The sequence below is a fragment of the Micromonospora sp. genome (genome assembly GCF_048594385.1).
GTDB classification, from domain to species: domain Bacteria; phylum Actinomycetota; class Actinomycetes; order Mycobacteriales; family Micromonosporaceae; genus Micromonospora; species Micromonospora wenchangensis.
Map to the genome: position 1 here is coordinate 1 of NZ_JBMDWU010000542.1, position 11465 is coordinate 11465.

The window sequence follows — 11465 nt, forward strand, 5'->3', positions numbered from 1 at the left end:
GGACCCGCGCACCGAGCCGGGAGACGCCGCCGCCAACGGCGAACTGCGCAACGAGGTACGCATCGTGCTCGCCACCCTCTCGCAGCGGGAGCAGGCGGTGATCCGGCTCCGGTTCGGCCTCGACGACGGCCGGCAGCGCACCCTCGACGAGGTGGGCAAGGAGTTCGGCCTGTCCCGGGAGCGCATCCGGCAGATCGAGAAGGTCACCCTGCTCAAGCTGCGTGACCCGGAGCGGGCGCAGCGGCTGGAGGCGTACGCCTGCTGAGCGGGACGGTTCGCGGTCAGGCCCCCGGCGGTTCGCCGGGGGCCTGACCTTCTCTGCGGTGACCGCCCGCCGGGTGTCCGGCCGGCTGCGCCGGTCAGAGGCGGCGCGGGCCGGTGTCGGGGCGGGCCCCGGCCGTGCCGACCCCCACCGCCGCGTGCAGCACCGAGATGCCGTCCGGGCGGGCCAGCACCGGGTTGAGGGTGAGCGCCCGCACCCGGGGCTGCTCGTCGGCGAGCCGTCCCACCCGCAGCAGCAGGTCGGCCAGGGCCGCCCGGTCCACCGGGGCGGCACCCCGGTGCCCGCGCAGCAGCGGCGACGCCCGGGGCTCGTCGACCAGTTCGGCCGCGTCCCGGTCGGTCAACGGCACGGCCCGCCAGGCCCGGTCGCCGAGCAGTTCGGTGGCGACACCCCCCAGCCCGAAACCGACCACCGGCCCGAACGCCGGGTCCTCCCGCAGCTCCACCACGCAGGCCACCCCGGGCGGCACCATCGGCTGGACCAGCACCTGGGCGCCGAAACCCGCCGCCAGGTCCGCGTACGCCCGGCGCAGGGCGACCGGGTCGGCCAGGTCGAGGCGGACGGCACCCAGGTCGAGGCGGTGCCGCAGGCCGGGCGCGGCGGCCTTCAACGCCACCGGCCACCCGCAGCGGTCGGCGGCGGCGAGCGCCTCGTCGACGCTGCCGGCGGGCACCGACCCGACCACCTCGACGCCGTACGCGGCGAGCAGCGCGACCGGGTCGGCGGTGTCACCGCGCAACGCGGCCCGCCCGGCGGCCCGGTCCACCCCGGTCAGCTCCGGCACCGTGCCCGGGTCCCGCCGCAGCCACCCGGCGTACCGGCCGACCCGGCCCAGCGCCCGCACCGCCTCCTCCACGCTCGGGTACGCGGGCAGCCCCGCCGGCACCCGCCCGGCGAGGAACGTCACCACGGTCGGCTTGCCGGCGGCCAGCGTCGCCGGCAGGGCGGCGGTGACGTCCGCCTCCTCGACGGTGAGCTGCCCCGGCAGCGGTGGGGCGAAGACCGCCACCAGCGCGTCCACCCGGTCGTCGGCGGCGGCCCCGGCCAGCGCGGCGGTGAACTCGGCGACCCCGGCGTGCGGGCCGACGTCGCGGGGGTAGCCGTCGGCGACGGTGAGGCCCTGCCCGACGCAGGCGGCGGCGGCCAGCCCGGTCAGCGCCGACGAGTTGCCCACCACCGCGACCCGGTCACCGGCGGGCAGCGGCTGGTGGGCCAGCAGCACCCCGACGTCGAGCAGTTCGGCGACGGTGTCCACCCGGATCACCCCGGACTGGGCGAACAGCGCGCTGACGGCCGCCTCGTCCAGCGCCGGGCCGGCCGGGCGGGCCAGCGAGGCCAGCGCCACCACCGGCTTGGCCCGGCCGATCCGGCGGGCCAGCCGGGCGAACTTGCGCGGATTACCGAAGGTCTCCAGGTAGAGCAGGATCACGTCGGTGCCCGGGTCGTCCTGCCAGTACTGGAGCAGGTCGTTGCCGGACACGTCGGCCCGGTTGCCGGCCGAGACGAAACTCGACAGGCCCAGCCCGCGCCGCTGCGCCTCGGCCAGCAGCGCCACCCCGAACGCGCCGGACTGGCTGAAGAAACCCACCCGGCCGGGGGCCGGCAGCACCGGGGCCAGGGTGGCGTTGAGGCGTACCCGCTCGTCGGTGTTCGCCACCCCCAGACAGTTCGGGCCGACGACCCGCATGCCGGCGGCGTGCGCCGCCCGGACCAGGGACCGTTGGGCCGCCGCGCCGGCCGGGCCGGCCTCGGCGAAGCCGGCGGAGCTGACCACCCGGCCGTGCGCGCCGGCCGCGGCGGCGTCGGCCACCACCCCGGCCGCCGCGTCGGGGGGCCCCGCGACGACCGCGAGGTCGACCGCCACCCCCGCGTCGGCCGCCGACGGGGACGCGGGCAGCCCCGCCACCGTGCGCGCGCCCGGGTGCACCGGCACGACCGCCCCCGGGTAGCCGCCGTCACGCAGGTGCCCGAGCAGCGCCGCGCCGACGCCCTGACCGGTGGCGCTGGCCCCGTAGACGGCCACCCCGCGCGGGGCGAGCAGCCGGGCGATGGACCGGGCCTCGGTGCGGTGTTCCCGGCCGCGCTGCACCGCCAGGGTCGCCTCGGTCGGCGCGATCGGGAAGGTCAGGTGCACCACCCCGTCGGCGAACTGGCGCTGCACCTGGTAGCCGAAGTCGGCGAAGACCCGCAGCATCACCCCGTTGGTGGGCAGCACCTCGGCGACGAAGTGCCCGATGCCGGCCCGGCGGGCGGCGTCGGCCAGGTGCTCCAGCAGCACCGAACCGATCCCCCGGCCCTGGTAGGCGTCCTCCACCACGAACGCCACCTCGGCCTCGGGGGCCGCCGGCCCGAGCCGCTCGTACCGGCCGACGGCGACGATCCGGTCGCCGGCCAGCACCACGAACGCCTCCCGGTCCCGGTGGTCGACGGTGACGAAGCGGTGCAGGTCCCGTTCCGGGATACGCGGGTACGGCGAGAAGTAGCGCAGGTAGCGGGTGCGTTCCGAGAACCGCCCGTGCATGGCGACGATCTCCGGGGCGTCCTGCGGCCGGATCGGTCGCAGTCCGACGGTGCTGCCGTCGCTGAGCAGCACGTCCACCGGTTGGTCGACAGTGGTCACCGGTCCCTCCCCAGGTCCCCGGCTCAGTCTCGCGGGTCGTACGGGTCCAGCCCGAGCAGCGGGAACACCGCCTTGCGGGTGGCCGCCACGGCCCGGTCCACCGAGTTCGGCTCCCCGGTCGGCTGCCACGGCCGGTGTTCCGGGTCGACGTCGTCGGTCATCCGCAGCGGCACGTCATGGCCGGGTCGCCGGTGGGCGGCCAGCGTGCGCCAGCCGGGCGGGGTGAGGGTGGCCGGGTCGAGCGGGTCGCCGGTGGCCACCGCCAGCAGATGGGTCCAGGCCCGGGGCACCACCTCCACCAGGGCGTACCCGCCGCCACCGGTGGCCACCCAGCGGCCGTCGCACAACTCGTCGGCGAGCGCCCGCAACGCCAGGTAGGTGGCGCGCTGCCCGTCCACCGACAGGTGCAGGTCGGCCAGCGGGTCCATCCGGTGCCCGTCGGCCCCGCACTGGGTGACCAGGATCTGCGGCCGGAACGCGCGCAGCACCGACGGTACGATCGCGTGGAAGGCCCGCTGCCAGCCGGCGTCGTCGGTGCCCGGCGGCAGCGGCACGTTGACCGCGCTGCCCTGCGCCCCCGGCCCGCCGGTCTCGTCGGGGAACCCGGTGCCGGGGAAGAGCGCGAGCGGGGTCTCGTGCAGGCTCACCGTGAGTACCCGGGGGTCCCGGTAGAAGATCTCCTGCACGCCGTCGCCGTGGTGCACGTCCACGTCGACGTAGGCGACCCGTTCGGCGCCGAGGTCGAGCAGGCGGGCGATGGCCACCGCCGGGTCGTTGTAGACGCAGAACCCGGCGGCCCGGTCGGGCATCGCGTGGTGCAGCCCGCCGGCCACGTTGACCGCGCGGCGGGCCTCGCCCCGCCAGACCGCCTCGGCGGCGGCCACGCTCGCCCCCGCGATCAGCGCGCTGGACTCGTGCATCCCGTCGAAGACCGGATTGTCCGAGGTGCCCAGTCCGTACCCGGCGAAGAGCGGATCGCGCGGCGCGGCCCGGACCGCCTCCAGGTAGTCGGGCCGGTGCACCCGGGTCAGCGTCGCGTCGTCGGCGGGCTCGGGTTCGACCAGCCGCACCCCGGGCCGGTCCAGGACGCCCAGCTCCCGGGCCAGCGCCACGGTCAGCTCGACCCGGACCGGGTCCAGCGGATGCTCCCCCATGTCGTAGTCGAGCAGGGACTCGTCCCACACCACCAGCGTGTCGTCCGACATGGGGTCATCGTCGCACGACGGTCACCGCCCGCCCACCACACGTGCAGGTCAGCCGCCGGGTGTCGGGCCGGTCGCGACCGGCCGGGACCCGTCGGCGACCCACCCGCTCCACGATCCGACGTAGAGCGCGGCGTCCGGCCGGCCCGCCAGGTGCAGGGCCAGCACCGCCTGCGCGGCGGTCACCCCCGACCCGCAGTACGCCCCCACCGGCGCGTCGGCGCGCACCCCGACCGCGGCGAACCGGTCCCGCAGCACGTCGGCCGCCGGGTAGCGCCCCTCGGTGACGTACCCGGGGGCGGGCAGGTTGACCGCGCCCGGCACGTGCCCGGCGACCGGGTCGATCGGCTCGGTCTCGCCCCGGTAGCGGGGCGCGGCCCGCACGTCGATCAGCACCCCGTCGTCGGCCGCCGCGAGGGCCGCCGCCGCGTCGGCGTCCAGCACCGGCAGCGCGCCCGGCCGGACGGTCACGTCACCGGGCGTGACGGTGGGCACCTCGACGGTGTGCGGCAGGCCGGCGGCGCACCAGGCCGGCCAGCCACCGGCCAGCACCCGGACCGGCCGGTGCCCCGCCCAGCGCAGCGTCCACCAGGCGCGGGCGGCGGCCAGGCCGTCGCCGCCGTCGTACACCACCACGGGGTGGCCGGTACGCACCCCGGCGGCCCGCAGCGCGGCCTGGAGGGCGGCCGGGTCGGGCAGCGGGTGCCGACCCGCCGCGCCGGGCGGACCGCACAGGTCGGTGTCCAGGTCGACGAAGACCGCGCCGGGCAGGTGCCCGGCGACGTAGTCGTCGCGGCCCGGCGGGCCGGCCAGCCGCCAGCGGACGTCCAGCAGGGTCGGTGCGTCGGGTCGGGCCAGCTCGGCGGCGAGCCGATCCGGCTCGATCAGGGGGTCATCGGTACCGGACATGACGTCCAGTCAACACCATCGGCGCAGCGACCTCGCGTTTCGGCGCAGGTCGATCTTCGCGCGCCGGGGTAGCATCGACCACCGGGAGGCCGCTGACGTGAAGCATGACCTGGTCGACACGACCGAGATGTACCTGCGCACCATCCTCGAACTCGAAGAGGAGGGCGTGCCACCGTTGCGTGCCCGGATCGCCGAGCGGTTACGGCAGAGCGGGCCGACCGTCAGCCAGACCGTGGCCCGGATGGAACGCGACGGGCTGCTCACCGTCGAGGGCGACCGGCACCTGGCGCTCACCGAGCTGGGCCGGGGCAGCGCCGTGTCGGTGATGCGCAAGCACCGGCTCGCCGAGCTGCTGCTGGTCAACGTGATCGGGATGCCCTACGAGGAGGCCCACGAGGAGGCCTGCCGGTGGGAGCACGTGATGAGCGACGCGGTGGAGAAGCGGGTGTACGACCTGCTCAACCGCCCCACCCGCTCGCCGTACGGCAACCCGATCCCGGGGCTTGAGGAGCTGGGTCCGCCGCAGGCCGGGGCCAGCGAGCCGGTCGAGGGTGAACGCAACCTCGCCTTCCCCGGGCTGACCGGGCAGGTGGTGGTCCGCCGGATCTGCGAGAGCGTACAGACCGACGCCGACGTGCTGCGGCAACTGCACGCCGCCGGGGTCGACCCGGGCGCCACGGTCACCGTCGCCCAGGAACGTGACGGGGTGTTCATCGACCGCTCCGGCGAACGGGTCCGGCTGCCCCGCGAGGTCGCCTCGCGGGTCTTCGTCGCCGCCCACTGACCGCCCCGGCGGCGGCCCGGCCGTCACCGCGACCGGTCGTCACAACGACCGGGTGTCGAGCGTCCTGGCCAGGTCGACGAGGTGGTCGGCCACCTCGTCGGCGGTCGCCCGGTCGTCGTCCGGCCGGCAGGTCCAGCGGAGCGTGGCCAGCCGGTCCTCGGTGGCGAGCCAGCCCACCTCGGCCGTCGGGCCGCGCTTCGCGGTCTTCGCGCCGGTCCGGCGGTAGGCGGCCTGGCCCAGCTTCGACACCTTCTTCGCCCCGGCGGGCAGCACGTCGGCGGTGAAGGTCGGCACGTCGATCGAGGTGTCGGTGACCGTCAGGGTCAGCTCCGGCCAGGTGGCGTCGGTGGCCCGTACCACGCAGGTGCGGGTGTCGTCGCGCTCGGTGGCGGCGGCCACGTCGAAGCGGGCCCCGGTGTGTTCCTCGATCACCGCGAAGTCGAACAGCCGGCACGCCCCACCGGACGAGGCGGCCCCCACCTGCACGGTGGCCGGTTCCCCGGTCGGCAGCGGCACCGGCTCGACCTCCGACGCGCCACAGCCCGTGGTCAGCAGCACGCCCATGCCGGCCAGCCAGATCCGCCCGTGCACGGGCACACCTCCGTGATCGTCGGCGGGGAACCCGCCGGTGTCCGTCGGAAACCGTACGGGTTGGGGTTGCCGGACGGAAGACCCGGGTGGTCCGCCCCTGCGGCGTCAGCCCGGCGGCAGGTCGCGCAGGCTCCGCAGTGGAGACAGCACCACGAACAGGGCGGCGCTCCAGGTGCCGAGCGCGCAGACCACCAACGCCGGCCGCAGTCCCCAGTGGCTGCCGAGCAGGCCGCCGGTCAGCGCCCCCAGCGGAACCACCCCGAAGCAGACCCACAGGAACGCGGCGTTCACCCGGCCGAGCAGCTCCGGCGGGGTGATCCGCTGCCGGTACGACAGGATCGACACGTTGAACAGCACCGCGTTGGCGGAGAACGCGGCCAGCCCGACGACGTAGAGCGCCAGCCCCCACCCGGGTCGGGCCAACGGCACCAGCAGGTAGAGCGGTCCCGGCACCGCCATCGCCACCCAGATCACCCGGGCCGTGCCGATCCGGCGGGACAGCGGGGCGGCGAACGCGCCGGTGACCAGACCGCCGACCGCCCCCAGGGAGAAGACCAGCCCGACCGTGGCCGGGCCGGCCCGCAGCTCCCGGACCAGGAAGCTGACCTCCAGCGCGGTGGTGCCGATGGCGAAGAAGTTCGAGGTGGCGGTGCAGGCCAGGATGCTACGCAGGATCGGACGCCGGCCGACGAAGCGCAGCCCCTCGGTGAGGGCGACCCGCACCGGCACGCGGTCGGTGAGCCCGCGGTCCCGGACCACCGGGCGGACCGCCGCCAGCGTCGCCGCGCTGAGCAGGAACGCCAGCGCGGTGCCGAGAAAAGTCCGGGCGGCACCGACCAGCCCGGCCAACACCCCGCCGACGGTCGGCCCGACCAGCGCGGCGGTGTCGGCGGTGACGGTCAGCCGGGCGTTCGCCTCGACCAGCCGGTCCGCCGGGGCCAGCGCCGGCACGATGCTCTTGTAGGCCACGGTGAAGAGCACGGTGAGCACCCCGCACAGCCCGACGACGACGTACAGGAAGGCCAGGGTGAGCCGGCCGACCAGGGCGACCACCGGCAGCGACGACAGCAGCGCGGCCCGGCCCAGGTCGCAGCCGATCATCAGCCGGCGCAGGTCGACCCGGTCGGCCAGCAGCCCCGCCGGCAGCGCGAAGACCAGGTACGGCAGCCAGGCCAGCACGGTCAGCAGGGAGACCTGGAACACGCTGGCCCGCATCGGGCCGGCGGCCAGCAGCGGCACCGCCACCCCGGACATCCGGGTGCCCAGCTCACCGACCGTCTGGCCGGCCCAGAACAGGGCGAAGCTCCGGTCCCGCCACAGCGGTGGGCGTACCGCCCGACCGTCGGTCAGTTGCGCCGTCATCGATCCCCCGTCGGTCCGCCCCAATCTAGGTGGGCGGGGCAGCCGGGGCCGCCGAATTAGTCGTCGACGTACGGGCAGTGCCGACAGCCCCGCCCGCAGCAGGTGCCACGCCGGGCCAGAAAGCCGGCGGTGAGGACGAACAGGCCGGTGGCCGGGTCGGGATAGCCGGCGTCCCCGGCGGCGAGCGCAGCGGCGTGTGCGGCCAGGATCCGTGCCCGGTCGGGGTGCTCCGGCGGCAGCCGGGACGGGTGCGGCCCGGTCAGCGGCCGGTCCGCCAGCGGACGTCGTTCGCCACTCACCACGAGGAGTCTACGGACCCGGCGGGCTCACTGCCCCGGGCCGGCGGTCTCGGCGCGGACCCGGGTCAGCAGGTCGACGAAGGGGCCGGGCCGTTGGTAGAGCGACCGGTGTCCGGCGTCGTCGAGCACCACGTGCTCCTTGTGCGGGGCATCGAGTTGGGCGTACCACTGGCGGGTCAGGGTCAACCGGCCCGGCACCTCGTGCGCGCCGTCGACCAGGTAGACGGGCACCGCGAGCCGCCTCACCCGGGCACGCAGGTCGACCTGCTGGACCTTCGGGTAGAGCACGTCCCAGCCATCCAGACCGCCGCCGAGCACGTGCGCCTTCTCCAGCAGGGTGTACTCGGCGACGCCGAGGTTCTCTCCCGTCCCGCCCCGGCCCTCGTGGTTGCCGGTGCGGTCGAAGTCGAAGGCGGCGGCCTCGTTGGCCAGCAGCGGCTCGTAGTGGTACATGTCCGGATACGGCGGCGGCCCCAGCTCGGTCAGCTGCCGCACCAGATCGGCCCGTCCGGTACGGCCTGCCCAGGCGACGGTGTCGGTGTACTGACTGCGGTCGGCGTCCCGCAGGTCGACCGCCTGCCCGACCCCGACGTAGGCCCGGAACAGCTCCGGCCGGCGCTGTACGGCGATGGCGGCGACCAGCGTCCCGCCGGAGTGCGCCACCAGGTAGACGTCCGGTCGACCGAAGCGCTGCCGCAGCCGGTCGGCGACGGCGAGCAGATCGGCGACCTCGCTGTCGAGGGTCAACGACGAGGAGGGCGGGAACGCCGCCCACGACCGTGCCGCGCCCCGCCGGTCCACGGTAGCCACCACGAACTGCCGTTCCAGCCCGGCGAGGTGCCGGCGGACCGCCCCTACCTCGGAGCTGCCCGGCCCACCGGGCAGGAAGAGCAGCACCGGGGCCCGCCGGTCGGCGCCCCGCAGCAGCACCCCCAGTTCCCGGTCGCCGCCGCCGCGCACCGTGGTCAGCTCGGCGATCCCACCCGGTACGGCGGCTGTTGCGGCCGGCAGCGCCACTGCGACCGTCACCAGGGCGACCAACGCGGTGAGCAGGCCCACCCCGGCCCGCCCCAGCCAGGTCCACACCGGACGGCGGCCCGCTGTCGGGGCGGCCCGTCGCGCCAGGCCCGCGCCGTACGCCGCGCCGACCAGCAACGGCAGCAGGGACAGCAATCCGTGTACGCCCCGGCCCAGCAGGAGCGCTCCGACACCGAAACCGCTCAGGTGCGGGGCGTCCACGGTCGGCCCCCGTAGCGGCCAGCGGACCAGCTCGACGGCGAGCGCGAAGAGCACCGGAGCCGTGAACATCGCCCCACGGGACCGGCTCGCCCAGCCGGCGAGCCCACCTACCGCGAGACTGACCAGGATCGACGTCACGGCCTCGGTATTGGTGCCGGGACCACGCGGGGTCCACCAGCCGACCAGCAGACCCCAGCCGAGCGGGGCGACGCCGGCGGCGAGCCACCGGACCGTCGGGGTCGACCGGGCACGGCTGAGCAGGGCCGGACGGGGCAGCGACGGCTTCGCCATGACACCTCACCGGAGTCGTCGGCACCCTAGCCTAGTGATGATCGATGTCATCCGCAGTCCCGTAACACTCACGGAACGTCATGGCCCGCCGCACGTCCCCACCGGACCGAGCCGGTCACCCGGGGTCAGCCGAACCAGTGCGCCTCCTGGCCGTGCGAGCGCATCCAGGCCAACGGCGTCCCGTCGAGGGCGAGCACGTTGTGCAGCGTCCCGTCGGGCGGGGCCGGCAGCGCGTCCACGTCCCAGCAGAGCACGTCGGCCGCCTCGGCGGACACCCAGTGACCGGGCAGGGCGCGGACCAGCGCGACGAAGGCCTCCCGGCGCGGCGGCCGCACCTGGTAGAGCACGGAGGTGTGCAGGACCACCAGCGTCGCACCGGCCGGTGCCCGCGCGGCCAGCGCCGGCAGGTCGTCCACCAGGTCGCCCCGGACCAGTTCCGGTGGGTCGGCGGCGGCCACCGCCGCTGCCGCCCGCAGCCGGGCCCTTCGATGGGTGTGCTCCGGCCAGATCAGCGCGTCGAGCCAGCCCACGTCGGCCGGGTCGGTGACGTCGAGCGGGTTCAGGTCGAGGCCGGCCCGCCACACCACCTCGGGGCGGGTGGTCGGCGGCCCGGTCCCGGTCAGCGTGCAGTCGAGGACCGTCTCCCCTGCCCCGAGCAGGTGGTCGCCGTAGCGGTAGGCGTACCGGTCGGGGTAGAGGCAGAGGCCGGCGGACGCCCCGACCTCCAGCAACGCCAGCGGCTGCGGCAGGGCGGCCAGCACCGGCAGCAGCGCCGCGCAGCGGCCGGCCTCGTTGGTCTGCACCGCCCGGGTGAGCATCGCGGCCCGGACGGCGGCCCAGTGCGCCTTGGTGTGGGCGCGGAAGGCGGCCGGCTCGTCGACCGGCCCACCGAGCCAGCGGACCACGCCGAGGAGCAGTTGCGGCTGCCGCTTGGCCGGCGGCAGGCCGTCCAGCAGGGCGAGCAGTTCGTCGTCGCGGGCGACCGCGTGGGCCAGCCGTTCGTAGGCCGGGGAGACGCCGTGCGCCTCCCGGGTGGCGAACTCGACGTACCGGTCGGCGGTGGTCATGCCCCGATCATCCCCGCCGCGGCCGTCCGGCGCGGCCCCCGGTGCGCCGCCGTCGGCGTGATCCGCGCAACGGCAGCGAGGTGGCGGTGTCCGGGTAGGACCGATGCCGCTACCTCGCCCCACCGGGGTCGATCATGGGGACGGGACGCGGGAGGGCCGGCACCCGTCGGATGCCGACCCTCCGTGCGACGCGTACGTCAGCTGCAACCGCTGGTGGAGCCGCAGCCCTCGCAGACGTAGCAGCTACCTGCCGGGCGCATCTTCGTACCGCAGGTGAAGCAGAGCGGCGCGTCGGCGGCCTTGCCGATCACGGCCTCCAGCAGCTCGGTGGAGGAGCCCACGGCGGGCGCCGGCTTGACGGCGGCCACCCCGGCCAGCTCCTGGGCCGGCTGGGCCACCGGTCCGGTCTTCGGCTCGGTCGCCTCGACCGGGGCGGAGGACGCCATCGCCGTCAGGTCCGTGCCGGCGGCCTCCGCGTCGGCCTCGGCCCGCAACTGCGCGGCCCGCTCCTTGGCGGTGAAGATGCCCAGCTCGGCACGGCGCTCGTAGGGCAGGAAGTCCAGCGCCAGGCGACGGAAGATGTAGTCCATCACCGAGGCGGCCATCCGCACGTCCGGGTCGTCGGTCATGCCCGCCGGCTCGAAGCGCATGTTGGTGAACTTGCTGACGTACGTCTCCAGCGGGACGCCGTACTGCAGGCCGATGGAGATCGCCACCGAGAAGGCGTCCATCACCCCGGCCAGGGTGGAGCCCTGCTTGGACATCTTGAGGAAGACCTCGCCGAGGCCGTCGTCCGGGTAGGACGAGGCGGTGAGGTA

The 11465-nt window shown here is 75.7% G+C and carries 10 protein-coding genes and 1 pseudogene; 2 read left to right on the plus strand and 9 right to left on the minus strand.

Going from position 1 to position 11465, the window contains the following annotated elements; genetic code table 11:
* The coding region (locus ACOJTC_RS28830) for a sigma-70 family RNA polymerase sigma factor (RefSeq protein WP_420119247.1) at nt 1–265 on the plus strand (265 nt) is incomplete at its 5' end.
* 94 nt (nt 266–359) lie between these two features.
* Here ACOJTC_RS28830 and ACOJTC_RS28835 read toward each other — a convergent pair.
* Genes ACOJTC_RS28835 through ACOJTC_RS28845 form a run of 3 tightly spaced genes read right to left on the minus strand, consistent with a single transcriptional unit; the run spans nt 360 to nt 5014 of the window.
* The gene (locus tag ACOJTC_RS28835; RefSeq protein WP_420119248.1) at nt 360–2903 is read right to left on the minus strand and encodes a GNAT family N-acetyltransferase; all 2544 of its coding nucleotides are present in this window, start codon (nt 2901–2903) and stop codon (nt 360–362) included.
* Nucleotides 2904–2926: 23 nt separating this feature from the next.
* Nucleotides 2927–4108: an acetoin utilization protein AcuC gene (locus ACOJTC_RS28840; RefSeq protein WP_204923963.1), complete on the minus strand. Its 1182-nt coding sequence runs from the start codon at nt 4106–4108 to the stop codon at nt 2927–2929.
* A gap of 48 nt (nt 4109–4156) precedes the next feature.
* Complete coding sequence (locus ACOJTC_RS28845) at nt 4157–5014, minus strand: sulfurtransferase (RefSeq protein WP_420119249.1); 858 nt, start codon at nt 5012–5014, stop codon at nt 4157–4159.
* A gap of 97 nt (nt 5015–5111) precedes the next feature.
* On the opposite strand from ACOJTC_RS28845, the gene ACOJTC_RS28850 reads away from it, so the two are divergent.
* Nucleotides 5112–5798: a metal-dependent transcriptional regulator gene (locus ACOJTC_RS28850; protein WP_088646456.1), complete on the plus strand. Its 687-nt coding sequence runs from the start codon at nt 5112–5114 to the stop codon at nt 5796–5798.
* 39 nt (nt 5799–5837) lie between these two features.
* Here the strand turns inward: ACOJTC_RS28850 and ACOJTC_RS28855 are convergent, their stop codons facing one another.
* The 6 genes and pseudogenes from ACOJTC_RS28855 to ACOJTC_RS28880 form a co-directional block, all read right to left on the minus strand.
* Nucleotides 5838–6389: a hypothetical protein gene (locus ACOJTC_RS28855; protein WP_204923961.1), complete on the minus strand. Its 552-nt coding sequence runs from the start codon at nt 6387–6389 to the stop codon at nt 5838–5840.
* Between the two features lie 105 nt (nt 6390–6494).
* Entirely contained in the window at nt 6495–7751 is a 1257-nt protein-coding gene (locus tag ACOJTC_RS28860; protein WP_420119250.1) for an MFS transporter, read from the minus strand.
* 56 nt (nt 7752–7807) lie between these two features.
* Nucleotides 7808–8050, minus strand: a complete 243-nt coding sequence (locus ACOJTC_RS28865; RefSeq protein WP_420119251.1) for a DUF5522 domain-containing protein — start codon at nt 8048–8050, stop codon at nt 7808–7810.
* Nucleotides 8051–8077: 27 nt separating this feature from the next.
* Entirely contained in the window at nt 8078–9580 is a 1503-nt protein-coding gene (locus ACOJTC_RS28870) for an alpha/beta fold hydrolase (protein WP_420119252.1), read from the minus strand.
* Nucleotides 9581–9705: 125 nt separating this feature from the next.
* Nucleotides 9706–10647: a DUF2332 family protein gene (locus ACOJTC_RS28875; protein WP_420119253.1), complete on the minus strand. Its 942-nt coding sequence runs from the start codon at nt 10645–10647 to the stop codon at nt 9706–9708.
* A 197-nt stretch (nt 10648–10844) separates the two neighbouring features.
* Nucleotides 10845–11465, minus strand: a pseudogene (locus ACOJTC_RS28880) (vitamin B12-dependent ribonucleotide reductase); the annotation flags it as partial.

Excerpts from the sequence above, each read along its gene's own strand:
- ACOJTC_RS28840 (WP_204923963.1), bottom strand. The coding sequence starts at position 4,108 with ATGTCGGACGACACGCTGGTGGTGTGGGACGAGTCCCTGCTCGACTAC.
- ACOJTC_RS28870 (WP_420119252.1), bottom strand. The coding sequence starts at position 9,580 with ATGGCGAAGCCGTCGCTGCCCCGTCCGGCCCTGCTCAGCCGTGCCCGG.
- ACOJTC_RS28860 (WP_420119250.1), bottom strand. The coding sequence starts at position 7,751 with ATGACGGCGCAACTGACCGACGGTCGGGCGGTACGCCCACCGCTGTGG.
- ACOJTC_RS28845 (WP_420119249.1), bottom strand. The coding sequence starts at position 5,014 with ATGTCCGGTACCGATGACCCCCTGATCGAGCCGGATCGGCTCGCCGCC.
- ACOJTC_RS28875 (WP_420119253.1), bottom strand. The coding sequence starts at position 10,647 with ATGACCACCGCCGACCGGTACGTCGAGTTCGCCACCCGGGAGGCGCAC.